Annotated in this window: 27 protein-coding genes and 1 pseudogene; 10 read left to right on the top strand and 18 right to left on the bottom strand. The window is 63.0% G+C overall.

Annotation, left to right across the window (positions count from 1 at the left end):
- The 8 genes from EOC94_RS30590 to cysS form a co-directional block, all read right to left on the bottom strand.
- Positions 1-430: EamA family transporter (locus EOC94_RS30590; protein ID WP_148128443.1), on the bottom strand; the 430-nt coding region annotated here is incomplete at its 3' end.
- Between the two features lie 83 nt (positions 431-513).
- Positions 514-2,130: a citramalate synthase gene (gene cimA / locus EOC94_RS30595; protein WP_127295243.1), complete on the bottom strand. Its 1,617-nt coding sequence runs from the start codon at positions 2,128-2,130 to the stop codon at positions 514-516.
- A 211-nt stretch (positions 2,131-2,341) separates the two neighbouring features.
- Positions 2,342-3,298, bottom strand: a complete 957-nt coding sequence (gene pip, locus EOC94_RS30605) for a prolyl aminopeptidase (protein WP_127295245.1) — start codon at positions 3,296-3,298, stop codon at positions 2,342-2,344.
- Complete coding sequence (locus EOC94_RS30610; RefSeq protein ID WP_126107160.1) at positions 3,295-3,771, bottom strand: GFA family protein; 477 nt, start codon at positions 3,769-3,771, stop codon at positions 3,295-3,297. Before EOC94_RS30610 ends, pip begins: the two co-directional genes overlap by 4 nt.
- Positions 3,768-4,259, bottom strand: a complete 492-nt coding sequence (locus EOC94_RS30615; RefSeq protein ID WP_095483293.1) for a GFA family protein — start codon at positions 4,257-4,259, stop codon at positions 3,768-3,770. Before EOC94_RS30615 ends, EOC94_RS30610 begins: the two co-directional genes overlap by 4 nt.
- Positions 4,260-4,265: 6 nt before the next feature.
- Positions 4,266-4,652, bottom strand: coding sequence for a VOC family protein (locus EOC94_RS30620; protein ID WP_095483162.1), 387 nt, complete (start codon positions 4,650-4,652; stop codon positions 4,266-4,268).
- On the bottom strand, positions 4,649-5,056 hold the full coding sequence (locus EOC94_RS30625; RefSeq protein ID WP_127295247.1) for an endonuclease domain-containing protein: 408 nt from the start codon (positions 5,054-5,056) through the stop codon (positions 4,649-4,651). The genes EOC94_RS30620 and EOC94_RS30625 overlap by 4 nt, the downstream gene beginning before the upstream one ends.
- 178 nt (positions 5,057-5,234) lie before the next feature.
- Complete coding sequence (gene cysS, locus EOC94_RS30635) at positions 5,235-6,707, bottom strand: cysteine--tRNA ligase (protein WP_127295251.1); 1,473 nt, start codon at positions 6,705-6,707, stop codon at positions 5,235-5,237.
- 396 nt (positions 6,708-7,103) lie between these two features.
- Here cysS and EOC94_RS30640 point away from each other — a divergent pair, with 396 nt between their 5' ends.
- On the top strand, positions 7,104-7,259 hold the full coding sequence (locus tag EOC94_RS30640) for a hypothetical protein (RefSeq protein WP_082982528.1): 156 nt from the start codon (positions 7,104-7,106) through the stop codon (positions 7,257-7,259).
- A gap of 61 nt (positions 7,260-7,320) precedes the next feature.
- Here EOC94_RS30640 and EOC94_RS30645 read toward each other — a convergent pair whose 3' ends face one another.
- Positions 7,321-8,082 carry an SOS response-associated peptidase gene (locus EOC94_RS30645; RefSeq protein ID WP_127295253.1) on the bottom strand — a complete coding sequence of 254 codons (762 nt, stop codon included), beginning with the start codon at positions 8,080-8,082 and terminating at the stop codon, positions 7,321-7,323.
- 124 nt (positions 8,083-8,206) lie between these two features.
- Here EOC94_RS30645 and EOC94_RS30650 point away from each other — a divergent pair, with 124 nt between their 5' ends.
- From EOC94_RS30650 to EOC94_RS30665, 4 genes are all read left to right on the top strand, one after another.
- Positions 8,207-8,626 carry an NUDIX hydrolase gene (locus EOC94_RS30650; protein WP_127295255.1) on the top strand — a complete coding sequence of 140 codons (420 nt, stop codon included), beginning with the start codon at positions 8,207-8,209 and terminating at the stop codon, positions 8,624-8,626.
- Between the two features lie 48 nt (positions 8,627-8,674).
- Positions 8,675-9,052 (top strand): TIGR02301 family protein, encoded by a 378-nt coding sequence (locus tag EOC94_RS30655; protein ID WP_127295257.1) that lies wholly within the window; start codon positions 8,675-8,677, stop codon positions 9,050-9,052.
- 317 nt (positions 9,053-9,369) lie between these two features.
- Positions 9,370-9,627 carry a hypothetical protein gene (locus tag EOC94_RS30660; RefSeq protein ID WP_077381793.1) on the top strand — a complete coding sequence of 86 codons (258 nt, stop codon included), beginning with the start codon at positions 9,370-9,372 and terminating at the stop codon, positions 9,625-9,627.
- 152 nt (positions 9,628-9,779) lie between these two features.
- A complete protein-coding gene (locus EOC94_RS30665; RefSeq protein ID WP_185928360.1) occupies positions 9,780-10,583 on the top strand; it encodes a hypothetical protein in 804 nt (267 codons plus the stop codon).
- Positions 10,584-10,614: 31 nt separating this feature from the next.
- Here EOC94_RS30665 and EOC94_RS30670 read toward each other — a convergent pair whose 3' ends face one another.
- On the bottom strand, positions 10,615-11,946 hold the full coding sequence (locus EOC94_RS30670) for a dihydroorotase (protein ID WP_095483154.1): 1,332 nt from the start codon (positions 11,944-11,946) through the stop codon (positions 10,615-10,617).
- An 82-nt stretch (positions 11,947-12,028) separates the two neighbouring features.
- Here EOC94_RS30670 and EOC94_RS30675 point away from each other — a divergent pair, with 82 nt between their 5' ends.
- The 3 genes from EOC94_RS30675 to EOC94_RS30685 all read left to right on the top strand — a co-directional run bounded on the left by EOC94_RS30675 (position 12,029) and on the right by EOC94_RS30685 (position 15,737).
- A complete protein-coding gene (locus EOC94_RS30675; protein WP_127295259.1) occupies positions 12,029-12,907 on the top strand; it encodes a folate-binding protein YgfZ in 879 nt (292 codons plus the stop codon).
- A complete protein-coding gene (locus EOC94_RS30680) occupies positions 12,907-13,539 on the top strand; it encodes an HD family hydrolase (protein WP_095483152.1) in 633 nt (210 codons plus the stop codon). Before EOC94_RS30675 ends, EOC94_RS30680 begins: the two co-directional genes overlap by 1 nt.
- A gap of 65 nt (positions 13,540-13,604) precedes the next feature.
- Positions 13,605-15,737: an EAL domain-containing protein gene (locus tag EOC94_RS30685; protein WP_127295261.1), complete on the top strand. Its 2,133-nt coding sequence runs from the start codon at positions 13,605-13,607 to the stop codon at positions 15,735-15,737.
- Positions 15,738-16,075: 338 nt separating this feature from the next.
- On the opposite strand, the gene EOC94_RS30690 is transcribed toward EOC94_RS30685, so the two are convergent.
- The 4 genes from EOC94_RS30690 to EOC94_RS30705 all read right to left on the bottom strand — a co-directional run bounded on the left by EOC94_RS30690 (position 16,076) and on the right by EOC94_RS30705 (position 20,176).
- Positions 16,076-17,539 carry a RimK family protein gene (locus EOC94_RS30690; RefSeq protein ID WP_127295263.1) on the bottom strand — a complete coding sequence of 488 codons (1,464 nt, stop codon included), beginning with the start codon at positions 17,537-17,539 and terminating at the stop codon, positions 16,076-16,078.
- Positions 17,536-18,642: a peptidase C39 family protein gene (locus EOC94_RS30695; protein WP_127295265.1), complete on the bottom strand. Its 1,107-nt coding sequence runs from the start codon at positions 18,640-18,642 to the stop codon at positions 17,536-17,538. Before EOC94_RS30695 ends, EOC94_RS30690 begins: the two co-directional genes overlap by 4 nt.
- A 227-nt stretch (positions 18,643-18,869) precedes the next feature.
- Positions 18,870-19,661, bottom strand: coding sequence for an anti-sigma factor (locus tag EOC94_RS30700; protein WP_127295267.1), 792 nt, complete (start codon positions 19,659-19,661; stop codon positions 18,870-18,872).
- The gene (locus EOC94_RS30705) at positions 19,658-20,176 is read right to left on the bottom strand and encodes an RNA polymerase sigma factor (protein ID WP_095483148.1); all 519 of its coding nucleotides are present in this window, start codon (positions 20,174-20,176) and stop codon (positions 19,658-19,660) included. Before EOC94_RS30705 ends, EOC94_RS30700 begins: the two co-directional genes overlap by 4 nt.
- 277 nt (positions 20,177-20,453) lie before the next feature.
- Here EOC94_RS30705 and EOC94_RS30710 point away from each other — a divergent pair, with 277 nt between their 5' ends.
- Positions 20,454-20,708, top strand: coding sequence for a type II toxin-antitoxin system VapB family antitoxin (locus EOC94_RS30710; RefSeq protein WP_127295269.1), 255 nt, complete (start codon positions 20,454-20,456; stop codon positions 20,706-20,708).
- Positions 20,698-21,126, top strand: coding sequence for a type II toxin-antitoxin system VapC family toxin (locus EOC94_RS30715; RefSeq protein WP_127295271.1), 429 nt, complete (start codon positions 20,698-20,700; stop codon positions 21,124-21,126). The genes EOC94_RS30710 and EOC94_RS30715 overlap by 11 nt, the downstream gene beginning before the upstream one ends.
- 3 nt (positions 21,127-21,129) lie before the next feature.
- On the opposite strand, the gene EOC94_RS30720 is transcribed toward EOC94_RS30715, so the two are convergent.
- The 4 genes and pseudogenes from EOC94_RS30720 to EOC94_RS30735 form a co-directional block, all read right to left on the bottom strand.
- Complete coding sequence (locus tag EOC94_RS30720) at positions 21,130-23,868, bottom strand: DUF2339 domain-containing protein (RefSeq protein ID WP_127295273.1); 2,739 nt, start codon at positions 23,866-23,868, stop codon at positions 21,130-21,132.
- 63 nt (positions 23,869-23,931) lie between these two features.
- Positions 23,932-24,450, bottom strand: a complete 519-nt coding sequence (locus tag EOC94_RS30725; protein ID WP_095483144.1) for a PaaI family thioesterase — start codon at positions 24,448-24,450, stop codon at positions 23,932-23,934.
- Positions 24,447-25,223, bottom strand: a complete 777-nt coding sequence (gene recO, locus EOC94_RS30730; protein WP_126107169.1) for a DNA repair protein RecO — start codon at positions 25,221-25,223, stop codon at positions 24,447-24,449. The genes EOC94_RS30725 and recO overlap by 4 nt, the downstream gene beginning before the upstream one ends.
- A gap of 46 nt (positions 25,224-25,269) precedes the next feature.
- Positions 25,270-26,135: pseudogene (locus EOC94_RS30735) on the bottom strand (aminoglycoside phosphotransferase family protein).
- Position 26,136 lies beyond the last annotated feature (1 nt).

Here is a 26,136-nt window from a genome sequence, read left to right on the forward strand (position 1 = left end):
CAAGCACCCCCGCCGCGATCTGCAGCCGGTCGAGCCGTTCGCCGAGCAGCAGCGCGCCGACAACAACGCTGACAAGCGGGTTGATGTAGTAGCCTAGCGCGGTCTCGATGGTACGGTCGACCGCGATAGCCCAGACATAGATGCCCCAGTTGACTGAAATCAGCGCTGCCGTCAGCGCCGCCATCGAAATGATGCGCGGCGAACGGATTGCGGCCTTGAAGTCCGCCGTGCGGCCGGCCCAGATCAAAACGGCCGCAGCGATCGGCACAGACCAGACGATGCGGTGCGCGATGACTTCGGCCAGCGGCAGATGCGCGACCGCCTTCATGTAGAAAGGCAGCAACCCCCACAGGAGATAGGCGCCCAGCGCCAGCAGAAAGCCACGCCGGGCCTTTGAGTCTGCTTCGAGCTGAATTGCTTGCGTGGCCATGGCCCAACGCTATGCGCCAGCCGCCGTGCCAAGACCATCGCAAAGTTCTGATGGATCAATGGACTTTCGCTGATGGTTCAATCTTACTCCGCCGCTACCAGCCCGGCCATCTCGCGGTTCTTCATCAGCTTGTAGACGATCGAATCCATCAGCGCCTGGAACGAGGCGTCGATGATGTTTTCGGAGACGCCGACCGTCCACCAGCGGGCGCCGGTGCCGTCATGCGATTCAACCAGCACGCGGGTGATCGCCTCAGTGCCGCCATTGAGGATACGCACCTTGAAGTCCGCAAGCTCGAGGTCGGCGATCTCGTCCTGGAATTTTCCGAGATCCTTGCGCAGCGCGATATCGAGCGCGTTGACCGGGCCGTGCCCTTCCGCCACCGACATTTTTTCCTCGCCGTCGACCAGCACCTTGACGATCGCCTCGGAGACCGTCTTCAGCTGGCCGTTGGCGTCGAAGCGGCGCTCGACCATGCAGCGGAACGAGGTGACGCTGAAGAATTCCGGCAGGCCGTGCAGCATCTTGCGCGCCAGAAGCTCGAAGCTGGCATCGGCGCCTTCATAGGCATAGCCCTCGGCCTCGCGCTCCTTGACCACTGATATCAGCGCGTCGAGCCGGTGGTCGTCCCGGGGCATGTCGATGCCGCGCCGCTTCAGCTCGGCGAGGAAATTGGCCCTGCCGCCCTGGTCCGAGACCATGACGCGGCGGCGGTTGCCGACCGCTTCCGGAGGCACATGCTCGTAGGTGGCCGGCTCCTTGGCCAGCGCCGAGGCATGGATGCCGGCCTTGGTGGCGAAGGCGGAAGCGCCGACATAGGGCGCCTGCGCTTCCGGCGCGCGGTTCAGCAATTCATCGAAGGCGCGGGAAAGGCGCGATATCCCAGCCAATGCTTCGGCCGAAATGCCTGTCTCGAAGCGGCTGGAAAAGGCTGGCTTCAGCGCCAGGGTCGGCACAATCGAGATCAGATTGGCGTTGCCGCAGCGCTCGCCGATGCCGTTCAGCGTGCCCTGGATCTGGCGCACACCAGCCTCGACGGCAGCCAGCGAATTCGCCACCGCCTGGCCAGTGTCGTCATGGGCATGGATGCCGAGATGATCTCCGGGAATGCCTGAGGCGATGGCCTTCTCGACGATGGCGCGCACTTCCGAGGGCTGCGTGCCGCCATTGGTGTCACACAGCACCACCCAGCGCGCGCCGGCGTCGTAAGCGGTCCTGGCGCAGGCCAGCGCATAATCGGGATTGGCCTTGAAGCCGTCGAAGAAATGCTCGCAGTCGACCAGTGCTTCCTTCCCGGCAGCAACCGCCGCCTCGACCGAGGCCTTGATCGCCTCGAGGTTTTGCTCGTTGGTGCAGCCCAGCGCGACGCGGACATGGTAGTCCCAGCTCTTGGCGACAAAGCAGATTGCGTCCGATTTCGACTGAACAACTGCGGCAAGCCCGGGATCGTTCGAAGCCGACACCCCTGCCCGCTTGGTCATGCCGAAGGCGACGAATTTGGCGCTAGTCGTGCGGTGCTCGGCAAAGAAGGCGGTGTCGGTCGGGTTGGCGCCGGGATAGCCGCCCTCGACATAGTCGATGCCGAACTCGTCGAGCAGCTTGGCGATGGCGATCTTGTCCTCGACGGAAAAGTCGATGCCCGGCGTCTGCTGGCCATCGCGCAGTGTCGTGTCGAAGAGATAGAGGCGTTGTTTTTTCATGGCGATGGCCCGAAAGGCCGCGATCCGTCGCGCCCCCCTCTGTCCTGCCGGACATCTCCCCCACGGGTGGGGAGATTGGCTGTCCCGCCTGCTTTCGCAAACCTTCGAGGTTGCAGGACAAGCGGCAAGGCCGAAGCTGCCGATCTCCCCCCAAGTGGGGGAGATGCCCGGCAGGGCAGAGGGGGGCGCCGTAGCGCACGAATAGCCATCATCATTTCCCCACAAACTTGTCCGTCGCCCGGATCAGCCGGTCGAGGATGCCCGGCTCCGAATATGCATGGCCGGCGCCCTCGATCAGGTGGAAATCCGCCTTCGGCCACGCCTTGTGCAGCGCCCACGCGTAGCGCGCCGGGCACGGCATGTCATAGCGGCCGTGGATGATGGTGCCGGGGATGTCCTTCAGCTTGAACGCATCGCGCAGCAGCTGCCCTTCCTCCAGCCAGCCGGCATGGACGAAATAGTGGTTCTCGATGCGGGCAAAGGCGACTGCGTAGTCGTCTTCGCCAAACGGGGCGCTGGTTTCAGGCTCGGGCAATAGCGTGATCGTCTCGCCTTCCCACAGGCTCCAGGCGCGGGCCGCCTCGACCTGTGCCTTGCGGTCGCTGCCGACCAGCCGCTTGCGATAGGCGGCCATCATGTCGCCGCGCTCGGCCTCGGGGATCGGCGCCAGGAAGCGTTCCCATTTGTCGGGGAACATTTCCGAGACGCCGAACTGGTAATACCATTCGAGCTCCGCGCGTGTCAGCGTGTAAATGCCGCGCACAACCAATTCGCTGACCCGCTCGGGATGTGTCTCGGCATAGGCCAGCGCCAGCGTCGAGCCCCACGAGCCACCGAACACCAGCCATTTGTCGAAGCCGCACATGTCGCGCAGGCGCTCGATGTCGGCGACCAGATGCCAGGTGGTGTTGGCCTCGAGCGAGGCGTTCGGCGTCGATTTTCCGCAGCCGCGCTGGTCGAACAGGATGACGTCGTAAAGCTTAGGATCGAACAGCCGCCGATGCTTCGGCGAAATGGTGCCGCCCGGTCCGCCATGCAGGAACACAGCCGGCTTGGCGCCTCTGGTGCCGGAACGCTCCCAATAGACCTGATGGCCGTCGCCCACATCGAGCATGCCGGACTCGAAGGCCTCGATCTCGGGATAGAGGTTGCGGAGTTCACTGCTCATAATTTCAGGCCCTGCTGCGGCCAGTTGGCCGTCTCGTGATCCGGATGCTGGAAGGAGATGATCGATTCCTGCCGGGTGTAATAGTCAGGATCCTCGTGGACCGGCGCGTCGAAGATCTTCTCCACCCAGGGCAGCCGCGCGGCGTAATTGACCTGGATCTGCGGTGCGAGGTCGGAACGGTCGTCGAAAGCGCCGATAGCGATCTCGAGCCCGCCGGGCTGCCTGTAGGTCAGCGGCGTGCCGCATCGGGCGCAGAAGCCGCGATCGATGTTGACAGACGACTGGAAATAACTCGGCTCCTCACGGACCCATTCGACGCCGTCCTTCGGCACCGTCACCAGCGCGCCGAAGAAGGAACCGAACTGTTTCTGGCACATGCGGCAATGGCAGATGGACGGGCGCCCGAGTGCCCCACGGATACGGAAACGGACGGCGCCGCACTGGCAGCCGCCGGTTCGAACGGTTTCGGTCATGATCTTTCCTCCGGCGGCCATTGTTCGGTGTCGTGGTCGGGATGCTGGTAAGAGACGAGATCGGCAAGATAGGAGGCCGACGAGACGTCGGCCATCGTGTCCTCGCCGGGCAATTCGTGGATGTGATCCACATAGGGGAGTTTTGCTTCGATGCCCCATTGGATGGTCGGCGCGATCTCCTCCGGGTCGTCGAAGGCGGCGATGGCGAGCGCGATGCCGTCGGGCGCCTCGAAGGTCAGCGGCGTGCCGCAATCGGCACAAAAACCGCGCAATGCGGCATTGGACGAGCGGAAGCGTTTGGGCTCACCGCGCGTCCAGTCGAGTTTTGCGTCACGCACGGACACCAGCGGCAGGTAGAAATTGCCGCTCGCCTTCTGGCACATGCGGCAATGGCACACGGAGGCGTCACCCAGAGCGCCTTCGATACGGAAGCGCACGGCGCCGCACTGGCAACCGCCTGTGTAGACCGGTCTGTTGTCGAGGCTCATCATCGATCACTCCGGAACATGGCAGACGGCTTCGACATTGTTGCCGTCGGGATCGAAGACAAAGGCGCCATAATAGTTCGCATGATAGTGCGGACGCAGGCCCGGCGCGCCGTTGTCCTTGCCGCCGGCGGCGATGGCGGCTGAGTGGAAGGCATCGACCTCGGCGCGGCTGCGCGCGGTGAAAGCGACGTGCTGGCGGTCCTTCGGCTTGTCCTTGCCGGCATGCAGCCAGAACACCGGCCGGTCGCGGCCATAGCCCCCGACCTTGGCGCCGCCGGTATATTCCTGCGGCACCATGTAGAGGAGTGACGCACCGAGCGGCGCCATCGCCTTGTCGTAAAAGGCCTTGGAGGTGTCAAAATCGGAAACGGTGATGCCGAGATGATCGATCATGGAACTGCCTCCCTCCTATGTTCGTCGGCCGGCATTTCGGCACGGGCCAGACCGGCCTCGATCACGATGTGCTGGCAGACATTGTCGATATCGCGGATGACGTCGTCGTTCCAGAAGCGCAGGATGGTCCAGCCCAGCGCCTCAAGCTTAGCTGTTCTCGCAGCGTCGGATGCCGAAGCTTCGGCCCGAGCGTGCTGAGAGCCGTCGAGTTCGACGATCAACCTTTTGGTGGGGCAGGCGAAATCGACGATGTAGCCGGCGATAGGCATCTGGCGCCTGAAGTCTAGTCCCATCAGCCTGTGCGCTCTAATCTCATTCCAAAGCTTCAGCTCGGCGTCGGTCATAGCCCTGCGCATCTTGCGCGCATTGCTGCGGTTGTTGGCGGGTACCGGGAAATGCGTCATCGCAGTGCGCCCCCCTCTGGCCTGCCGGCCATCTCCCCCTCAAGGGGGGAGATCGGCGGCTTCGCCGACAGCGCCCAATCATCAACGTAGGCGATTGGCGAAAGCCGAAGTAACGTCCAATCTCCCCCCTTGAGGGGGAGATGGCCGGCAGGCCAGAGGGGGGCGCTTGGCACCATCCTCATCGCTTGACCTCCCACGTCGTTACGCGTTCGCCCGTGGCGGGGTCCTTGCCGTCCTTCAACTGGATGCCTTGCACCAGCAATTCTTCGCGGATGGGGTCGGCCTCGGCCCAGTTTCCGGCGGCGATCAGTGCCAGGCGTTTGGTGATCGCGTTGGCGATGGCGTCTTCATCAACTTTGGCCGGCGCGACGTCGAAGCCGAGGAACGACAGCGCCGCCTTCAGCGAAGCGGCAGCATCGTTGCCCGCTGCGCCAGCGTTGCCGCCAGCAGCAGCATTGAAATCCACAGCCTCGCCGGCCAACTGCGTCAGCACCTGGAACGCAGAATAGGTTGCTAGATCGTCCGACAGGGCTTCCACCACGTCCACCGGCAATTGCTTTGCCGCCGCCGGCGCAAGGTCCGCTGCCCGCTTCCATTTGCGCAGCGTGTTTTCCGCCTCCTCCAGCTTGCGCACGGAAAAGTCGATCGGCTCGCGATAATGCGTCATCAGCATCGCCAGCCGCAGCACCTCGCCCGGCCATTTGCGGCCACCAAAGGTCTCCGTCTCCAGCAACTCGTTGATCGAGTAGAAGTTGCCCAGGCTCTTGGACATCTTCTGCCCTTCGACCTGCAGGAAGCCGTTGTGCATCCACACCTTGGCCATCGTTTCGGTGCCGTGGGCGCAGCGCGACTGGGCGATCTCGTTCTCGTGGTGCGGGAAGATCAGGTCGAGCCCGCCGCCATGGATGTCGAAGACCTCGCCGAGATAGGCGGCCGACATCGCCGAGCACTCGATGTGCCAGCCCGGCCGGCCCCTGCCCCACGGGCTGTCCCAACCCGGTTCTTCCGGCGAGGACAGCTTCCACAGCACGAAATCGCCAGGGTTCTTCTTGTGCGCATCGACGGCGACGCGGGCGCCGGCCTGCTGCTCGTCGAGATTGCGCTTCGACAATTGGCCGTAGTCCGGCATCGAGGCGGTGTCGAACAGAACTTCGCCTGCCGCGACATAGGCATGGCCGCGTTCGATCAAGCGTTGAATCAAGGAGATCATGTCGGCCTTGCCGTCGGCGCGCGGCTCGACGAATTCGGTGGCGCGCGGCTCGACCGTCGGCTCCAGGCAGCCGAGCGTCGCCACATCCTTGTGGAACTGGTCGGCGGTCTTTTCGGTGACCCGACGGATCGCCTCGTTCAGCGACAGCTTTCCCGAGGCAATCTCACCGCCGAAATCACGCAAGGCGCGGGCGTTGATCTTGTCGTCGACATCCGTGATGTTACGCACATAGGTGACATGCGCTTGCCCGTAGAGATGGCGCAGCAGGCGGAACAGCACGTCGAACACGATCACTGGCCGCGCATTGCCGATATGGGCAAAATCGTAGACCGTCGGGCCGCAGACATACATGCGCACATTGCGCGGATCGATCGGAAAGAAATCCTCCTTGGTCCGCGTCAGCGTGTTGTAGAGGCGCAGGCCCTTCGATGCGTCAGACATTCCGTGCCTTCCCGGTCCGATATTCTTGTTCGAGCTGGAGTCTTCCTTGCGCCGAGACGCAAATCAGGCGCCAGCCTGCTGGCCGGGGCGTTTGTCCACTCTAGAAGGAAGATAGGCGAAAACGTCCGGACCAGCGCGAGGCTAGCCAATAATGCAAATGCCACAAATGGCGAAAGACGTTCTCATGAGCGGCTTTATCGCCTCAGCCAGTGTTGCCGTCAAGTCGCAACTTTCGGCAAAAGAGTCGTTGATTCACAGATTATGACGCAGTGAAACATTTTATTAAACATGTCGGCACAGTCATGAAACATTCGCCGGCTAGATCACCAGATGTCACGATTTGGTCGGATTCGACCAGCAAACGCGGACACGAAGACGTTACCAGGGAAGAGAAAAATGCCCCGAACCAAGCAGGACTCCAGCAGCGCCAAGCAACCGGCGCTCGCCAGCCAATACCGGGCGATCGGCCCGGCCGCGATCGTCGCGGCCCTTCTCCATACCGCGAAGAAGAAAAAGCCCGCGCAGAAGATCACATCGCCGCGCGCTGCCTGATGTGACGTCCGCCGGCGCCATGCGCCGGCAAGGCGCCGAAAGGATGCCGGGAAAATAGCAGCTAGAACAAGGTCATCTGACTGTCGTCCGCGCCGGGCTTCTGGTGCCTGGCCTTCTCGGGCTCCGGCCCCACGACGCCCCTTTCCTGAATCTCCGGTCCGGTGTTGGCGACCTTGTTGACGAGGTCGGAAACCGGGACAGCCTCGAAGAAATCGAGCTGTGCCGGTCTGAGCAGCTCGGCGACGTCGCGCGGCTCCAGCGTGCGGCAATCCAGCCAGCGGGCGAAATCCTGCGGATTTATCACCACCGGCATCCGGTCATGGATATTGGCGATGTCGGCGTTGGCGTTGACCGTCAGGATGGCGCCGGTGTCCATTTCCGAACCACCCGGCTCGGCATAGGTCTCGATCAGCCCTGCGAACGCGACAAGCCCGCCATGCTTCGGCCGCACCCAATAGGGCTGTCCCCTCTTGCCGCATGATTGACGCCATTCATAGAAGCCGGAAGCTGGCACCAAAGCGCGGCGATGGCGCATAGCGGTGCGAAACGAGGCCTTTTCCGTTGCTCCCTCCGAGCGGGCGTTGAACAGCAGCGGAAACTCACGCGTGTCCTTCACCCAGGCCGGGATCAGCCCCCAACGCACCAGCATCGGCTGCCGGTCGGGCAGGTTCGAGCCTGGCGCCTGCGGCAAGCCTGCAATCGCCATCAGCACCGGCTGCGTAGGCGCGATGTTGTAGCGGGCCGGAAAATCCTCCAGCTCCGCCAAACCGAGAAAAGCGGCGGTCTGGTCCGGCGTGGCGGTCAAGGCAAAGCGTCCGCACATAAGCTAAAACTCGTCGAGTTGGTCGGATGCGAAGGGTGGCGATGGAACCGGCGTTGCGCAACCGCTAATGCTTCTTCACGCTGACCGGTCCACAACGGACTCGGCAAATGACGATCGGAGATCCATGGACGAGATGCGTAAGATACTCCCGGCTGTCTCGGTCGCCATCGTCCGCGGCGACACGGTGCTGCTGGTCAAGCGGGCGCGGCAGCCTTCGCAGGGGTTTTACGCGTTTCCGGGCGGGAAGGTCGAGGCCGGCGAAACGCTGGAGGAAGCCGCACAACGCGAACTGCTGGAAGAAACCGGATTGCAGGCGCACAACTACCGCCCCCTTCGGGAAATCCATATCGACGGCAACAGCGACGGGCACCCGGTCGACTATCTGCTGACGGTGTTCGGCGCCACCTATGTCGGCGGCGAGCCTGTGGCCAGCGACGACGCCGAGACCGCCGCCTTCTATACGCTCAGCGAAATGACGGCGCTGCCGCTTGCCGGCTCGGTGTTTGCCGTTGCCGATGAATTGCTCAGGAACCGAGGGGCGTAACATCCAAAATCGCCTTGCGAGCGACAAATTATTTGGCCACAAGGACTTATGATCCGTGCCTCGTTTTTCCTTGCAGCTTGCCTCGCCGCCAGCACGGCGATCGGGCCGCAGCCGGCTCTGGCCGCCGAGTCGCCGTTCGAGCCGGGGCTGATGCGGCTGGCGGAGGTTTTGGGGTCGCTGCATTTCCTGCGTAATCTATGCGGTGAGAAGGGCGACCAGTGGCGGGTCGAGATGGAGAAGCTGATTGCTTCGGAAAACCCGGACCCGGAGCGGCGCGCCCGCTTCATTGCCAGCTTCAACCGCGGCTACCGCTCCTTCGGCGGCACCTACACGCAGTGCACCGCCTCAGCGACCGAAGCCATCAGTCGCTACATGAAGGAAGGCGAGACGCTGTCGCGCGACATCGCCTCGCGCTACGGCAACTGACCTTGATGCCTTCCCTGCTTGTGTCTGGTGGCGTATTAGTGCAATCCTTGTGTTGCACTTCTGCAACGGTATTAACGAAACGTTACAGCACGGATGTGGAATTAACTCAAACTGAAGGTTTTCGTCCCGCTCGCCGGCCTAATCGGCTAAGTTTTGAATCGGATCGAACGCAGGTTTGCCGAACGCTATAGACCTTGTCGAAGACGACCCCAGAAATGTCGTATTTACAAGTACTTACTTAACCTGCGTGTAAAAAGGGACAGCCCAAGCCTGATCCGCATCTGTCGGATCGCCGCTTGAAAAGGGTGGACATCGCAATGGAACATGGCGTCAACGATATCGACGCGCTCGTCAGGGAAGAAAAGCGCCTGACCGCCGTGGAAAGCCACAGCGAGGCCTGGGCGGAAGGACTTTCGGCCGGAATCGAGCCGGAAATCATCGCCGAGGCCGCCCTCGAAACCGCGTTCGGCGAAATGCTGCGCGCCAATGGCGAGACCTCGGCCCTTGCCCTGCTCGACCGCATGCGTGAAAAGGTGATAGCCGGGGCCTTCGAACCAGGACGGCTGCGGCACTGAACCGGCATCAGGCTCTTTGACGAGGACGTGCCGCTTGGGCATCATGCCCAGGGGCACCTGCAAGGGCTCGAGCATCTGTAAGAGCCTGGGCGTCTGGACGGGCCTGGCCTGGACGGACCTATTAGGGCCCGGAAATCATGGAGAGGCAGGCGGTGAATTTTTCGATGTCAGGCCAGCCGCGTGGCTTGGCCCTCAGCATCCGGCTCGCTGCTTTTTGCGCCGCGGTTCCGCTCTCGCTTTGCCTCGCAAGCAGCCCCGCCTATACGCTGAGTGAAATTAAGCGCGAGGAGCTTCCTTCGCCGGTCGCGCCGCCTGCCGACGACGACATGTCGCCGCCCGGAACGACGGTGCCGATGCCCGACCCGCTCGGCACGACGCCGCCCGCGGCCAGCCAGCCGCCGACGCCCGACGAGCCGGAACAGGTCGAACCAGAGGGACCAACGAACGATGGTGGCATGGCCAATCCACATGCCGATCCGGATGAACCCTTGCCCGAGGTCGTCTATGATCTCGGCAAGCTGCCGGAGCCGGTCAGGCGCATGCACGATCTGATCGTCGAGGCCTGCAAGAGCGGCGACATCGAAAGGCTCCGGCCACTGATCGGCAAGGGCGACACGATGACTCAATTGTCGCTGAGCGAGATCGAAGGCGACCCGATCACCTTCCTGAAAGGTCTTTCGGGCGACGCGGAAGGCCAAGAGATCCTCGCCATCCTGGAAGAGGTGCTCAATGCCGGCTATGTCCATGTCGATGCCGGCACGCCGCAGGAGCTCTATGTCTGGCCATATTTCTTCGCGCTGCCGCTGGACAAGCTCGACGCCAGGCAGCGGGTCGAGCTTTTCAAGATCGTCACCGCTGGCGACTATGACAGCATGAAGCAGTTCGGCGCCTACATTTTCTACCGCGTCGGCATCACGCCCGCCGGACAGTGGACGTTCTTCGTCGCAGGGGATTGAGCGGCATCACCCTCCCTGCCCACAAGCCCGCCTAGACCGCCAGCGCCTCCGAAAACTCCACCGCTCTGCCCTGGCTGGGGGTGACGATCTCGCCTTCCCACATCACGCGCCGGCCGCGCACGACTGTGCCGACCGGCCAGCCAGTCACTTTCCTTCCGTCATAAGGCGTCCAGCCGGCCTTGGAGCCGGCCTGGGCATTGGTGATGGTTTCGCGGCGCTTCAGATCGACAATCGTGAAATCGGCGTCATAGCCGGCGGCGATGCGGCCTTTCCTGGCCATGCCGAAGATGCGCTGCGGACCGTGGCTGGAGAGGTCGACGAAACGTTGCAACGTCAGCCGGCCGGCATTGACGTGATCCAGCATGATCGGCACTAGTGTCTGCACGCCAGTCATGCCCGACGGCGAGGCCGGATAGGGTTTTGCCTTCTCGGCCAGCGTGTGCGGGGCGTGGTCGGAACCCAGCACATCGACGATACCTTGCGCAACGCCGTGCCAGATGCCGTCGCGGTGGCGCACTGCCCGTACCGGTGGGTTCATCTGGATCAGCGTGCCAAGCCGAGCGTAATCATCCGCGCTCAGCGTCAGATGATGCGGCGTCGCCTCGCAGGTCGCGACATCCTTATGCTGTTCGAGGAAGGCAATCTCCTCCGTGGTCGAGATATGCAGCACATGGATGCGGGCGCGGGCCTGTCGCGCGATGCGCACCAGGCGCTCGGTGCAGCGCAGAGCCGCGATCTCGTCGCGCCACACCGGATGCGAGGACGGATCGCCCTCGATGCGCTCGCCAAGCCGCTCGCGCAGCCGGAATTCGTCCTCGGAATGGAAAGCGGCGCGACGGCGCGTGTTCCTCAGGATCGAGGCGACGCCCTCATCGTCCTCGACCAAGAGGTCGCCCGTGGACGAGCCCATGAAAACTTTTATCCCGGCCGCGCCCGGCAGCCGCTCGAGCTCGCCGGCATCCCTCGCATTCTCGCGGGTGCCGCCGACCCAGAAGGCAAAGTCGCAATGCATGCGGCCGGTGGCGCGCCGCACCTTGTCGGCAAGGGCTGCCTCGCTGGTGGTCAGCGGGTTGGTGTTGGGCATCTCGAACACAGCAGTGACGCCGCCGAGCACCGCCGCGCGCGAGCCGCTCTCCAGGTCCTCCTTGTGCTCCAGCCCCGGTTCGCGAAAATGTACCTGGCTGTCGATGACGCCCGGCAGGACGTGCAGGCCGCGGCAGTCGATGGTCTCGCCTGCCGACGCCTGGCCGAGATTGCCCATTGCCGCGATGCGCCCGCCGTTGATGCCGATGTCGCGCCGACCCTCGCCATCGTGGTTGACCACGATACCGCCTGTCAGGATGAGGTCGTAGGTCGTGGCCATGCCGATCCGGTCTCTTGCGGGGGGAGTGTCGCCGGCTTACGTAAAGGCCGACCGTTTTGCAAGATCAGGTTTTTTCCAGCCCATGCCCTTTGCCCAGTTGAAAGACCGCGCACTCGTTTCCGTGTCAGGCCCGGATGCCGAGCATTTCCTGCAGAACATCCTCACCACTGACCTCGACACACTGGCTGCTGGCGAGGCAAGGCCGGGGGCACTTCTAACGCCGCAAGGCAAGATACTGTTCGACTTCCTGATCTCGCGGGCCGGCGAGAATACCTTCCGCCTCGAATGCCGATCTGACATCGCCGACGATTTCATGCGCCGGCTGATGCTCTACAAGTTGCGCGCCAAGGTCGAGATTGCCAAGACCGATCAGGCACTTGTCACTGTTGCGTGGGGAGATGATTCAACCGCTTCACAACTTGATTCAACGCCGATTGCCGATGCACGGTTCCTCGATGTGGCGGTCAGCCGCTTCCATGGCGGCGGTGCAGACGATGGCGACCTTCCCGGATGGCAGGCCTTGCGTATCGCCCATGGCATTGCCGAGAGCGGCAGCGACTACCAGCTCGGCGACGCCTTTCCGCATGATGTGCTGCTCGACGAAACCGGCGGCGTCGGCCTCAGGAAGGGCTGCTATGTCGGCCAAGAGGTGGTCTCGCGCATGCAGCATCGCGGCACCGCCAGACGGCGGGTGTTGATCGTTTCGGCCGAACGCCCCCTGCCCGCTCCTGGCACCGAACTGACCGTTGCCGGGCGACCGGTCGGCACGCTTGGCACCACCGCCGGCAAGACAGGCCTCGCCGTAGCCCGTATCGACCGCGTCAAGGCAGCGCTCGACGCCGGCCAGCCGATCATGGCGGATGATGTCCCTGTGTCGCTCACCATCCCCGCCTGGGCGAAGTTCACTTTTCCGCCGGAAACTGCTGGCCCGCAGGAACCCGTCGGCACGGAGGGGGCCTGATGGCGGCCGATCGTCCCGGCGCGCCGCCGCGCGCCTGGCAGCGCATGCTGTCGGGCCGGCGGCTCGATCTGCTCGACCCCTCGCCGCTCGACATCGAGATTTCGGACATCGCCCATGGGCTTGCGCGCGTCGCCCGCTGGAACGGCCAGACCAGCGGCGACCACGCCTTTTCCGTCGCCCAGCATTCGCTGCTGGTCGAGGCGCTTTTCAGCGAGCTGGTGCCGGACGCTCCGCCCGATGCGCGGCTGGCGGCTTTGCTGCACGACGCGCCGGAATATGTCATCGGCGACATGATCTCACCGTTCAAATCGGTGATGGGCGGCAGCTACAAGGAGTGCGAACTGAGGCTGCAGCGCGCCATCCACCTGCGCTTTTCGCTGCCGGTCGAACCAGATGCAGAGCTGCGCAAGGAGATCAAGCGCGCCGACCAGATCGCCGCCTATTTCGAGGCGACAATGCTTGCCGGCTTTTCGACCGCCGAGGCGACCGAATTCTTCGGCCGGCCGCGCGGGTTCAATGCCGACCGCTTCGATTTCACCCCGCGTTCGGTGACCTGGGCGCAAGACGCGTTCCTCAAACGGTATGCGACCATCGAGAAATCACGGCGCCAAACGGTGCAGCCCGCCGACTGAAAAACGGTAAATTAACCGGAAGGGATAACAGTGCCTTGTTCGATCACGGTCTGCAGGCACGCCTCATGTCCGTCGCTCATGTCAAGGCTGGTTCGCCCGTCCGCGGACGGAGGGCCGAAGGCGTAGGCCTGCCGCGGATAGAGGACGAACTGCGTAAGCAGAATGATCGTTTTTCGGCCGCCGTCGAGAACATGTCGCATGGCTTGTGCATGTTCGATGCCGACGAGCGCATGATCATCTGCAACGGCAATTATATCAGCATCTTCTGCCTCAACGCCGAGATCGTGCAGCCCGGCATCCGGTTTTTCGACATCCTTCAGCACAGCGTCGACATCGGTGTCGCCTCGCACAGCGCCGAAGAACTCTACGCCATCCGCAAGCCCTACATCGACCGGGCGAAACCCTCGACCTACGAAGAAACGCTGTCGGATGGCCGCATTATCAACATCTCGCACCGGCCGCTGGCTTCGGGTGGCTGGGTGTCGATCTATGAGGACATTACCGAGCAACGGCGTGCCGAGCAGGAGCTGAAGGAGCAGCACCGCCGCTTCGACGCAGCACTGGCCAACATGTCGCAAGGCCTTTTGATGTATGATGCCGACGGCAGGCTGATCGTCCGCAACGAACGTTTCCTGGAACTCTACCACGTGACGCCGGCCGATTTTCCGCTTGGCATGAGCCACCGCGACGCGCTCGAGCAGCTCGCCCGCCTGGGTATCTATGCAGAAATCGATATCGACGGCGAAATCTCGAAAACCGCAGCCTGCCTTCAAGCCGGGGAAATGCGGTCGACCTACCGCCATCTTGCCGATGGCAGGACCCTTTTGGTGGTACGGCAGCCGATGAGTGGCGGCGGCTGGGTCGCAACATTCGACGACGTCACCGAGCGCAGGCGCGTCGAAGAGCGTATGACCCACCTTGCGCATCACGACACCCTGACCAACCTGCCCAATCGCTCGATGTTCCGCGAACGGCTCGACCAGGCCTTGGGCGAGGCCACGGACCTGGCGATATTCTCTCTGGACCTCGACCGCTTCAAGGCCGTCAACGACACCTGGGGGCACCCGGCGGGCGACTGGCTGCTGAAATGCGTGGCCGAGCGGCTGCAACGTTGCCTACGCAACGAAACGGATGTGGTCGCTCGTTTCGGAGGCGACGAGTTCGTCATCATCCAGTTCAATCCCAAAGGTGCTGGCGATGCGGAAAAACTGGCAAAACGCATCGTCGACATCATCGGAAAACCCTTTCGCGACAAAAGCCGCGACATGCATGTCGGCATCAGCGTGGGCATCGCCCTTTCCCCCGATGACGGCAGGGATGCGGACACGCTGCTGAAAAACGCCGACATGGCCCTCTACAGGGCGAAGAGCGAAGGACGCAACGTCTATCGTTTCTTCGAGCCCGGCATGGATGCGATGGTGCGGGCACGACGCGCGCTCGAAACCGATCTGGAGGCAGCGCTGCGACGGCGGGAATTCGAGCTCGATTTCCAACCCATCATGAACATCGCCTCCGGCGAAATCGTCGGCGCCGAAGCCCTGATGCGGTGGCACTCGCCGGCACGCGGCTTGGTGCCGCCAGACGACTTCATTCCGGTCGCCGAAGAGATTGGGCTGATCGTGCCGCTGGGAGAATGGGCGCTGAGGAAAGCCTGCACGGTTGCGGCGGGCTGGCCGCATGGGCTGCGTATCGCGGTCAATGTCTCGGCTGTGCAGATCAAAAGCGGCACCTTTGCCCGCAGCGTCATCTCCGCGCTGGCATTTTCCGGCGTGCCGGCCAATCGGCTTGAACTGGAAATCACCGAAACAGTGCTGATGGACGAGAGCGATACAGTGCTCAAGACGCTCAGGCAGTTGCGCGATCTCGGCGTCCGTATCGCGCTGGACGATTTCGGCATCGGGTATTCGTCGCTCGGCTATCTCCGCCGCTTCCCGGTCGACAAGATCAAGATCGACCGCTCCTTTATCCGCGACATCGACAACCGCGACACGGCCGCGATCGTGCGCACGGTCATCGGGCTCGGTGCGCAGCTTGGAACGACCGTCACCGCCGAAGGCGTCGAAACCGAAGCGCAACTTGAGTTCCTGAGAAAGGAAGGCTGCGTCGAGGCCCAAGGTTACCTGATAGGCATACCGTCGAAGGCGGCGGATTTCGCTCGCTTGCTGGAGTCGCGCGCAGGGATCAGGCAATCAGGCTGAGTGCGACAGGCCGGACGTAAATTGTAATCTAAAATAGAAAAATTAGCACGTAGAGCACAGTCGAAAGGAACGCAGTTATCAACGGGTGAAATACCAAAACTCTAGTTTTTTATTTCCAATTCTGTGAAATGGATCTTTTCCTTCTCCCCAATAAAATTCGTTACTTTCCTTAAGCGGGTTATCCCGACCAAAATCCCAACCTATGCGCGAATAGAAAATAACATCCGAAATCACTACCCTAACATATAGCATCAGGACAGTCGACCAAACTATCAGGTAAATATATCTGAACAAACCGCCCCCCTCATTTGCGCCCGTGAACGGTGCGAGCGGTAAGTCTACCGCCCCGGCCGGTCGAGTCGCTCCAGGAACCACTGCGTCAGCCGCACCCAGACCTCATCTTTTTCGCCGGAATCCTCCCAGCCATGGTCAAGGTTGGGATTGTCATTGACCTCGATGACGAAGACACCGTCTTTGGTCTCCTTGAGGTCGACGCCGTAGAGGCCATCGCCAATGCAGCGCGCCGCCTTCACCGCCGTCTCCACGACATGGGCCGGCGCTTCCTTCAGAGTGAAGGTCTTGATGCCGCCTTGGTCGGGCTTGCCATTGGCCTTGTGGTTGACAATCTGCCAGTGCTTCTTGGCCATCAGATAGTGCACGGCAAACAGCGGCTGGCCGCCGAGCACGCCGACGCGCCAGTCATATTCAGTCGGAATGAATTTCTGTGCGATCAGAAGGTCAGAATCCTCCAGCCATTCGGTGGCAAGCGTCTTCAGCTCCTCGAAGGTGGCGCATTTCTTGACGCCGCGCGAAAACGACGAGTCCGGGATCTTCAGCACCAGCGGGAAACCCAGCGTCTGCGCCGCCACCTCAAGGTCGGACGTGCCGGCGATCATCACCGTCGGCGGCACCGGCACCTTGTTGTAGGTCATCAACTCGTTGAGATAGACCTTGTTGGTGCAGCGGATCATCGACAGCGGATCGTCGATGACCGGCATACCCTCCTGCTGGGCGCGGCGGGCGAAACGGTAGGTATGGTTGGAGATCGAGGTGGTCTCGCGGATGAACAGTGCGTCGTAATTGGCGAGCTTGGCCAGATCCTTCTTGGTAATCGGCTCGATTTCGACGCCCATCTTTTCGGCGATCCTGGCCCAATAGCGCAGCGACGAAATCTCCGACGGCGGCAGTTCCTCATGCGGATCGACCAGCGTGGCGAAGGTGTAGCGCGCCGGCGTGCGGCCCTTGGTGTCGCGCCATTCGCGGTTGGTGTAGGTCTCGAGGCACTGAAGGAAGCGCTTTTCTTCCTCCTCGGTCATCCTGGCCAGCGGATGGAAGCCGATCTTGCGGATCGACGCCCATTCGGCGCTGTCGGTGATGTGGACTTCCAGCGCCGGCGCTCGGAACCAGTCGAACAGAAGCTTGGCGAAGCGATCCCATATCCTCGACGGGCCGATGCCGAAGAAGATGCAGACTTTTTGCGGAAAGGCGCCGCCCAGATCCTTGCGGCATTTGTTCAGCGCCAACTCCAGCTCCGGTAGCGCATGCTCGTAGAGCTTGCGCTCGGACAGGTCGATCATCGTCTCGACCGTCGGGATCACCTTGTGGCCGCGCGAGCCGGCGAGCAGCGAGGCATAGTAGCCGCGGCTCTGGTAGCCGTAATTGTTCGACAGGTTGATGACCTTCGGCCGCTGGCCGCGAAACAGCGCCGGATGCGCAAGATAATCGCGGTTGGTGATGATCTTGTGCGGTGTCGCCACCTGATCGAGATCGTTCTGCCTGCCGGTAAGGATGACCCAGGTCATTGTCTGTCGCGCTTTCCGAGGGTGATGGCGGCACGCAATCCGTCGCGGCCGAACTGCGCCATGTTCATGAAGATGCCGTAAGGCACGGGAATGTTGGCGGCATCAAGGATGGTCTCCTGTCTCTCGTCCTCGACCCAGGGATCGTGGATCAGGATATGGTCGCCGTCGTCGCCGATGGCCAGCACCCAGTGCGGAACCTTCTTGCCGAACATCAGGAAGCCGCTGATCAGGACCAACACCAGTTTTCCTTCTGCGATCGCGGTGCGGATATCGTCGATGGCGAATGGACGGTAATTCACCGGGATGCCGTAACGTTCCGCGCGCCGGCGAAAGTCGACCTGCGCCAGTTCCATGACCCGGCGCTTTTCTTGGCTGCGCACCGACTGCAGGAACAGCGCGCCATGGAAGGATACATATATCTCGGCAGAGAGCCCGCTTTCGTGACCGGCAACGGCGAGACCGAACGGCTCGCAGCCGCCCGGCCCCGACATCATGAAAACAGTGGTCGCCTCGCGCCACAAGCGGATCTCCATGACCGGATCGGGCACGAAGCCGGGATCGAAATTGGCCATCGCCATCATCAGGCAGCATGGGCCGCAGGTGAATTCGCAGGTCTGCTGATAGAACGGCACCTTGGTGGCGACCGGAATGTCGCCACGCAAGGTCTTTTCGTAGCGCAGCGCCGTGGCGCCGTCCTCGTAATAGCCCGGTTCGCGGCCGATCTTGCGGTAGCCGCTCTGCTCATAGATGCGGATGGCTCGGCCGTTGTCCTCGCGCACCTCGAGGCGCAGCATCATGCGGTCGTGCTTGAAGGCGGTCTCTTCCGCCGATGCCAACAGCATGCGGCCAATGCCGAGCCCGCCGAAAAAAGGGCCGATGGCGATGGAATATAGCCGCGCGACGCCGCTGCCTTTGCGGAACAGCACGACCGCATAGCCGGCGACGCGGCCGTCGTTTTCGGCGACCAGCAGCTCGGCGCTTTCGCGTTCGATCAACTGGCGAAAGGAGCGGCGGGAAATGCGGTCGGTCGCAAAAACAGCCTTCTCGATGACGGCGAGGTCATCGACGTCGGACGCGCGGGCCGTGCGAATCTCGGCAGGCATGCGGGCTCGGAAAACCTCGATTGGGTTGTGGAGAAGGCCCTGGTCGAAACGTTGATAACACCAGCCGAAGCGCCAGCATCCGTCAAGCGCTATCGCACCTCGATTCGGGCCGAATTGTGACAGTTTCAGCCCGGCGCATGAGGGCACGTGGCCCTGTAGATCAGTGCAAAGGCTTGAAGAGGATCTCTGTTTTGACCGTGGCGTCAGCTTCGGAAAACAGGCGCGGTTCAGCTGGCCAGCCCGGCCAGAAGCTGGCTGTAGGCGCTCTTCGCCACCGCAGTCATCTGCGCGCGCGGCAGCGAGCCGACGACGGCGCAGCCATAGCCCTTGTCCAGCCAGTAAATCGCCTCGGGGCCGCCTTCTTCCGACCCATAAGTGCCCTTGGCCTTCTCGGCCGATTCAGCCGTGACGAACAGCGAGATGCGCTCGCCCTTCTCGTCTTCATAAAGCAGCATCGCGGCCTTGTTCTCGCCTGCAGGCAGCAGCCGGCCACCGACGAGCTGGAATCCTTCCGCCGCCAGATCCGGTGCGACCAGCTTCAGGCCGACCCTATTGGACAACCAGGTCTGCAGATGATCCTTGTCGCTGGCGGGCACTTCCACCGCATGCCGTTTTTCGGCGGCATAGATGACATGGGCTGCGATCGCCTGCTCTGCGAGTTGGTCCTTGGCCGGGTCTTCCAGACCAAAATGGCCGATGCCTGCGACGTAACCGCCAACACCGCCAATGGCCAGCACCGCGGCTGCGGCGGCCGCAAGCCACCAGCGCGAGCGCGATACTGCCGCCTTGACCGGCGCCTCACCGAACACGACCTTCTGCAACCGCGCCGGCACCGGCTCGTCGAGCACGCCGGCGAAGGCGGCGCGCAGCGCTGCGCGGTCGGCGACATAGCGGGCGCCCCTCGCCTTCATTTCGGGATTGGCATCGAGCCAAGCATCATAAGCCACGTGCTCGTCAACCGGCAACTCGCCGTCGAGGGCCATGTGGATGTCGCGTTCGGAGAAATCGCGCCGGGTCATTTCTCGACGATCCTTATCGCCCGGCGACGCGCGGCGTCATCCAACAGCCCGCGCAACTCATCACGGCCGCGCGCGATGCGCGACATCAGCGTGCCGGCCGGCACGCCGAGGATGTTGGCGGCCTCGGCATAGGAAAAGCCTTCGATGGCGACCATGACGAGTGCTGCGCGCCGGTCGGGGCTGATCGCCTGCAATGCGTCGATAATCTCGCGTGACGCGATGCTCTCCACCTGCTCGGCAGGCGCTGCCTGCGCCTCGCCCGCTTCCAGCGGCAGCATCGCTCCCTCGCCGCGCCGGTTCACCTTACGCATCTGGTCGATGAACAAATGATGCATGATCGTAAACAGCCACCTCCTGGGGCTTTCTCCAGTCTGCCAATTGTCGAGCCGCACAAGCGCCCGTTCGAGACAGTCCTGAACCAGGTCGTCGGCGGAATCGCGGTCGCGCAACAGAGAGCGCGCATAACGGCGCAGACGCGGTATTTCGCCAAGGATTGCTGCCTTCTTTGCGTCCATGACCGCTGGTTCTGAGGTGCCTTGTTCATCCCGATTGAACGCGCCTTCACGGCGCGGCGCAAGTGGCCGGCGCGAAGCGGTCCGCCGCCCCGGTCACCCAAGCAATGCAATAACGCTGGCGCGGACCGGTTTATTCCCGGCCGGGCTAGGCCAACCTGTCAAGGCGCCGCACGCCATGAATGAGAAGCCTGAGATTGAAAACGCATCCTAAAGGATGTATATTCAAAGTCATATATTTGGTATATTCGACTTGGAATATACGTTCGGGGAAATTGATATGTCTCTGTACATCCGCGATAATGAGGTCGACGCCCTGGCTCGTCAGTTACAGTCCGCCATCAAGGCCCCCACGAAGACTGAAGCAGTGCGGATCGCTCTCAAGCGCGAGCTTGAACGAGCGAACTCTGTCCTTCCGCTGAGAGAGCGTATCAAAAAATATCAGGATGCCGCGAGCGCACTTGGTCCCGATGACCCCACCTTCGATATGAAGAAATTCATGGACGAGGCCTGGGGGGAACCCGATGTTTCTTGATGCTTCCGCCATTATTGCGCTGATTTTGAGAGAGGCAGATGCGGATCGTCTGCTGAGAAGGATTGAAACTGCCGAGACGCTTTATTTCTCGCCGAGTTCCGCGTTTGAAGCGATCCTGGGGATAGCCCGCAGAAAATCTGTAGCTGAAAGCGGCGATCAAGCCGCGACACCGCCTGCTTTGATCGATCAATGCCAAACGATTGTCATTGGCTTCCTGGCCGAACTCAAGGCCGTGGAAGTTCCGCTGGATACCGCCATTCGCGAACTCGCAGTCAAAGCCGCCCGCGACTACGGTCGATATGTCGGCCATCCCGCCAAGCTGAACTTCGGCGACTGCTTCAGCTATGCATGTGCCAAGGCCTACCGGGTACCCCTGCTCTACAAGGGCAATGATTTTTTGCAAACCGATCTGGCCTGAATACTATCCGGGCTCGGATTTGGCCGCGCGCGTCAGCAGCCGCTGGTAGAACAGGCCGATACCGATCAGCACCGCGCCGAGGCCGATAAAGGACAGCGCCCTCAGCACGCCTTCGAGCTCCGACATGTCGAAGAGGAAGACTTTCAGCACGGCGACCGAGATCAGCGCGGCCGACGCGACGCGCAGCACCTGCGACTTCAGCCAGACGCCGGCGGTGAGCAGCGCCACGCCGATGATCAGCCACAGTGCGGAATAGGTGTAGGTTTCGAGCTGGCCGAGGCCGCTCCACAGGCCGATGAATTCGCCCTTGAACAGTCGCCTCACCGACAGCGTCGCATAGACGAAGGCAAGCAGTGCCGCCACCAGCGCCAGCATCGCGGCGTACCATTTTGGCCGCTTGTCTCTGCCATAGAGCGCGAGCCCCCCGGCGGCGACGGCCGGCAAGACATAGGCAAGGAACAGCAGGTTGAACACCGGGATCCGGCCGGTTGATTCGTCCGTGAACAGTGGGTTCAGCGCCAGGAAATGCTGGACGACGATGAAGGCGACCGAGACCACGCCCGCGGCAAGCGAACCATAGCGCAGCACCGAGCTTGGCGAGCGCATGTCGATGGCGACCAGGATGGCGCCGGCGCCGATGGCGATCAACGTGTAGATCGCCTGTTCGGCGAGCGTCGCAGCCCCTGTGTCGATGACGCCGCCATGCATGGCATGGCGCACCAGAATGGCAACTGTGAGCAGCGCAAACAGCGCGGCGCCCGCTTCCATGGCGAGGCGCGGCCGGCCATTGGTGGTGCGAGCGAGTTGCCAGGCGGCAAAGCCGAAGGCGAGCGCCGGCACGCCGTATCCCGGCAGCAGCCAGTTGAACACCGGCGTCGTCGACAGGAATTCGGCGCCGACGATTGTCGGATCGAAGGCGACACGGCCGAGCACCGCGATGACCGCGCCAACCGAAATCCAGCCGAGCACCGGATAGGCGCGCCAGCGGGTGGCCAGTGCCGGCAAGATGGCCGCGGCACCCAGAAGGATGGTGGTCCAGCCGGATCCAAAGGCCATGTAGAGCATCAGCAAGGCGGCGACTGCTGCTCCGCCAAGCGCGAACGAGACGGCCGCCCCGCCCTGCAGCGGCGGCTCTTCACCGCGCGCGATCCACTCGCCGCCGACGGCGAAGACCACGACCAGAAGGGCTGCTACCGCCGCGTAGGCAAGATCGCGGTCGAGATTGCCGAAAGTGAACCAGAGCGCCAACAAAATGACCAGCGGTGCGATAACGCCCCATGCCGCCCATGAGGCGGCGCGGATGTGAGCCGATGCTGCAAATCTGCGCGCCGCCCAGAAGCCGGCACCGATGAAGACAAGCCCGAGTGCGATGCCGATCCTGAGCATCAGCGTATCGGATATTGCCGCCGTCAGACCATCGACACCCAGGCCGCCGGAAAGGTCTGAAGCAATCGAGGTTGGCGGAATGATGCCGAGATAGACCAGCACCGTCGCCAGCCCTGCGGCATGCAGAAGCGCCAGCGCCAGCGGCCTATAGAGCGCCACCGCGACCAGGGCTGTGATAAGGGCTGCTCCCGGCAGAGCATCGCTGGCAGCGTATGCCGGGTCGACGAACAGCGCCATCGCCGAAAGGCCGACGAAGAAGCCCGGTGCAATCGACGGCCAGTCGAAGCCCCCGGCGGGTTCAGCTTCGCCACCGCGACGGCCGAGCCAGACGAAGGCAAGCACGGCCAGGGTCACCGCATTGATAAAGAGGATGACAGGCAGGTTAGTGCCCGGCGCATCGGTCATGTAAAGAACGGTCCAGAGGCCGGTGCCGACGAACGCTGCCGCCATCAGCAATTTCCAGTCGCGCAGGCGTGCGATGACGCCGGTGGCGGCCAGCACGATCGCGAGATAGCCGAACAGCGCCCAGGGATTGGGCGCCTGCGAGGCGACCAGCATCGGCGTCACCACCGCGCCGAGCAGGCCGATGCCGGCCAGCGCCTGGCCGTGGATGAGGGCGGCTGCGATGGTCGCCACACCGATGGCGCCGAGTAGCGTGAAAGCAAGCGCCGGCCCGATGAAGCCGTAAACGCCATGCGCGGCATAAACCGTGCCGAACAGGATGAAAGCACCGGCCGCCGTCAGGATCGCCGGAATGTAGGCGCCGGCGACGCCCTGCACCGGCACCCTGAAGCCGGTACGGCGGATGAACTCGCCGACGGCAACCAGCACCAGCCCGAGCATTGCTGCCATGCTCAGCCGCACGCCGGGACCGAAGATACCCGCCTCAATGGTGTAGCGGATCAGGAACAAGCCACCCAGCGCCAGCGCGATGCCGCCGACCCAGACTGCCCAGCGGGTGCCGAGCGCCGTTTCAATGTCGGGATTTTGAGCCGCTTTCGCCGTCGCTGCGGCCGGTTGCGCAGGTGCAGATCCAGACGGCGCCGCTTCGCCCGCAGCCCACGGTCCGGATGCAGTCTCGCCGGCTTCAACCTCTGTGGACGGCTTTCCCTCAGCCTCGCCCGCCGATGGCGGGGCAATTTCGGTCACTGCCGCAACTGCCGCGCCCGCTGGCTTGCTGTCGTTTGCGGCCGGTTCTACCGGCTTGGGCTGCGGCGGGGCCACATGCGCGCCCGAAAGCACGAGGCTGCGCAGCGCACCAAGCTCGCGCTCGATCAGGCCGATGCGGCTCTGCTGGCGCGAGATAATGACGAACAGCGCGATGATCGCGACTAGGCCGATCAGGCTTTCGAACATGGCGGTTCCCCCAAACCAGGCCAGTAATTACTGACAAATGCGGCGGCCAGACGGCCGGCCGGGTCAGCGCGCCGCCAGATTGGCGGCCGGAAAGATCGAGCATGTTTCGGTGCCGAAAGCCAGCAGCTTGCCGTTGGCATCCTTCAGCGTCGCTTCCGAGACCGCTAGGGTGCGGCCCTTGTGCACCACCCTGCCCTCGCACACCACTTCGCCGGTCCTCGGCGTGATCGGCCGTGTCAGGTTCACCTTGAACTCCGCCGTCGTATAGGCCTCGCCCTTGTCGAGCAGCGTTTGCACCGCACAGGCAAGAGCCGAATCCAGCAGCGTCGCGGCCCAGCCGCCATGCACCCCACCCAGCGGGTTGAGATAGCGCTCGTTCGGCATGCCGCGGAACACCGCACGTCCTTCCGACACTTCGGTCAGGTCGAAACTGAGCTGGAAGGAAATCGGCGGCGCCGGGTATTTGTTGTCGATGATGCGCTGGAGCAATTCCAGGCCGGTATACTCGAGAATGTCGCCGTGCGGAATGGTGCCGAGGCCGAGCGGCGAGACCCGGCCGGGATAGAGCTCCACTTCGCTCATCTGGTGATTTCTCCGGCGGCGGGTTCTTCGATCAGGGTCTTGCCGGGCGCGTGGTGCTTGCGCAAGGCGGCGAGGAAGCCGGCGCGGGCGCCGGGAGCCTCTATGCCGCGCGGCTCGTAGACATGGCGGGTAAAAAAGAAGCCGGTCAGTCGGAAGGCGTCCTCGATCGCCGCCGGATCGGCGCGCAGGCCGGAGCCGCGCTGCAGGAAGGCGGGGAGCACCAGCATCTTATCGCGCCATGGCGCGCCTGCCGCGCGCGACACGGCACGCCCGGATTTCGGCGAGACATAGGCAAGGTTCTGCCTGGTGCCGGTCGCGGCACACTGGCTGAGATCGAGGCCGAAACCGAGCTCGTCGAGAACCAGCAGCTCGAAGCGCGCCACCAGCTCGCCGGCGACATCCGCATCGTCGAGGTGGGCGATCATCACGGCCAGCGTCTCGTAGAGGCCGCCATGGGCGTCGCGCTCGGGCAATAGGCGCAGATGCGCGGCCATGGTCTGCAGCCCATAGATGGCGACGGCGCTGTCGATGAGACGGGCGGCATTCATCTCGATGGCCTCGGCCTGGAAGGTGCCGAGATGCTCGTCAAGCCGCGCCCGCCACAAAAGGTCGACACGGTTGCCGGGCTGCAGAACGGGCTGTTGCTTGCGCGAGCGGCCACCGCGCACGAGGCCGAGGTGGCGGCCATGCGCACGCGTCATGACCTCAAGAATGGCACTGGTTTCGCCATGCTTGCGGGTGCCGAGAATGATTCCCTCGTCGCGCCATTCCATGAACGGAGCTTGTCACCGCTTCGGTGGCGAAATCAAGATTAGGCTTTCAGCCGTCCGCGCGCTGGTGGTCGGCAAGCACTTCATCGATCACGCGTCGCGACTTTTCAACCTCGACTGGATTGATGTCTATATGTCCAGCGACCGTGATCAGCGCTTTCCATAGCGCCCAACCACGGCCTCGCGCCCAGGTTGCCTCATCGGCCTGAAGACCCGCGCGAAACACCTCTCGGCTTTTCCCTTCGAAGAGTGTCCACGCAATCGCCAAATCGCACGAGGGATCGCCCACGCCGGAAGTCCCGAAGTCGATCACGGCGCTCAAGCTGCCTTGCCTGACCAACAGGTTTCCCCAACTGACGTCACCGTGGAACCAGACGGGCGCGCCGTGCCAAGTCGCGGCAAGCGCCGCTTCCCACACCGTGCTCGCGGCACGTATGTCAATCTTGCCGCCGAGGGCTGCAATGGCTTGCCGGGTTTCACCGTCATAGACGCTCAGTGGTCCGCCTCGAAAAAAGTTGTGCTGCCCTGGCGCCGGTCCGCCGGCGGGATCGATCCGTTGCAGGGCGACCAGGAACTGGGCCAGGCTGGCCGCGAATTGCGGCCTTCGATCCAGCGGTAGACGGACCAATGCCAGGGATAGTTGTCGGCCGGGGTTCCCATCGCCAGGGGAACCGGGATAGGCAGCGGCAGAAGAGGCGCAAGCCGTGGCAACCAGCGATGTTCCTTTTCCACTTGCAAGGAATAGGCCGCCGCGCTCGGCAGCCTCACGAGCATATCGTCTCCGAGATGAAAGGTCCTGTTGTCCCATCCGCCTGATGCAACCGGCCTGACGGCAAGATCCTTCCAGCGGGGAAATTGGGTGGCGACCAGCCGGCTCACCAGAGCTGTGTCGATAGTGACTTCTTGCTTGAGCATG

The organism is Mesorhizobium sp. M6A.T.Ce.TU.016.01.1.1, assembly GCF_003997065.1.
Classification (GTDB): Bacteria; Pseudomonadota; Alphaproteobacteria; order Rhizobiales; family Rhizobiaceae; genus Mesorhizobium; species Mesorhizobium mediterraneum.

Excerpts from the sequence above, each read along its gene's own strand:
- cimA (WP_127295243.1), bottom strand. The coding sequence starts at position 2,130 with ATGAAAAAACAACGCCTCTATCTCTTCGACACGACACTGCGCGATGGC.
- pip (WP_127295245.1), bottom strand. The coding sequence starts at position 3,298 with ATGAGCAGTGAACTCCGCAACCTCTATCCCGAGATCGAGGCCTTCGAG.
- EOC94_RS30610 (WP_126107160.1), bottom strand. The coding sequence starts at position 3,771 with ATGACCGAAACCGTTCGAACCGGCGGCTGCCAGTGCGGCGCCGTCCGT.
- EOC94_RS30615 (WP_095483293.1), bottom strand. The coding sequence starts at position 4,259 with ATGAGCCTCGACAACAGACCGGTCTACACAGGCGGTTGCCAGTGCGGC.
- EOC94_RS30620 (WP_095483162.1), bottom strand. The coding sequence starts at position 4,652 with ATGATCGATCATCTCGGCATCACCGTTTCCGATTTTGACACCTCCAAG.
- EOC94_RS30625 (WP_127295247.1), bottom strand. The coding sequence starts at position 5,056 with ATGACGCATTTCCCGGTACCCGCCAACAACCGCAGCAATGCGCGCAAG.
- cysS (WP_127295251.1), bottom strand. The coding sequence starts at position 6,707 with ATGTCTGACGCATCGAAGGGCCTGCGCCTCTACAACACGCTGACGCGG.
- EOC94_RS30640 (WP_082982528.1), top strand. The coding sequence starts at position 7,104 with ATGCCCCGAACCAAGCAGGACTCCAGCAGCGCCAAGCAACCGGCGCTC.
- EOC94_RS30645 (WP_127295253.1), bottom strand. The coding sequence starts at position 8,082 with ATGTGCGGACGCTTTGCCTTGACCGCCACGCCGGACCAGACCGCCGCT.
- EOC94_RS30650 (WP_127295255.1), top strand. The coding sequence starts at position 8,207 with ATGGACGAGATGCGTAAGATACTCCCGGCTGTCTCGGTCGCCATCGTC.
- EOC94_RS30655 (WP_127295257.1), top strand. The coding sequence starts at position 8,675 with ATGATCCGTGCCTCGTTTTTCCTTGCAGCTTGCCTCGCCGCCAGCACG.
- EOC94_RS30660 (WP_077381793.1), top strand. The coding sequence starts at position 9,370 with ATGGAACATGGCGTCAACGATATCGACGCGCTCGTCAGGGAAGAAAAG.
- EOC94_RS30670 (WP_095483154.1), bottom strand. The coding sequence starts at position 11,946 with ATGGCCACGACCTACGACCTCATCCTGACAGGCGGTATCGTGGTCAAC.
- EOC94_RS30675 (WP_127295259.1), top strand. The coding sequence starts at position 12,029 with ATGCCCTTTGCCCAGTTGAAAGACCGCGCACTCGTTTCCGTGTCAGGC.
- EOC94_RS30680 (WP_095483152.1), top strand. The coding sequence starts at position 12,907 with ATGGCGGCCGATCGTCCCGGCGCGCCGCCGCGCGCCTGGCAGCGCATG.
- EOC94_RS30685 (WP_127295261.1), top strand. The coding sequence starts at position 13,605 with ATGTCCGTCGCTCATGTCAAGGCTGGTTCGCCCGTCCGCGGACGGAGG.
- EOC94_RS30690 (WP_127295263.1), bottom strand. The coding sequence starts at position 17,539 with ATGACCTGGGTCATCCTTACCGGCAGGCAGAACGATCTCGATCAGGTG.
- EOC94_RS30695 (WP_127295265.1), bottom strand. The coding sequence starts at position 18,642 with ATGCCTGCCGAGATTCGCACGGCCCGCGCGTCCGACGTCGATGACCTC.
- EOC94_RS30700 (WP_127295267.1), bottom strand. The coding sequence starts at position 19,661 with ATGACCCGGCGCGATTTCTCCGAACGCGACATCCACATGGCCCTCGAC.
- EOC94_RS30705 (WP_095483148.1), bottom strand. The coding sequence starts at position 20,176 with ATGGACGCAAAGAAGGCAGCAATCCTTGGCGAAATACCGCGTCTGCGC.
- EOC94_RS30710 (WP_127295269.1), top strand. The coding sequence starts at position 20,454 with ATGTCTCTGTACATCCGCGATAATGAGGTCGACGCCCTGGCTCGTCAG.
- EOC94_RS30715 (WP_127295271.1), top strand. The coding sequence starts at position 20,698 with ATGTTTCTTGATGCTTCCGCCATTATTGCGCTGATTTTGAGAGAGGCA.
- EOC94_RS30720 (WP_127295273.1), bottom strand. The coding sequence starts at position 23,868 with ATGTTCGAAAGCCTGATCGGCCTAGTCGCGATCATCGCGCTGTTCGTC.
- EOC94_RS30725 (WP_095483144.1), bottom strand. The coding sequence starts at position 24,450 with ATGAGCGAAGTGGAGCTCTATCCCGGCCGGGTCTCGCCGCTCGGCCTC.
- recO (WP_126107169.1), bottom strand. The coding sequence starts at position 25,223 with ATGGAATGGCGCGACGAGGGAATCATTCTCGGCACCCGCAAGCATGGC.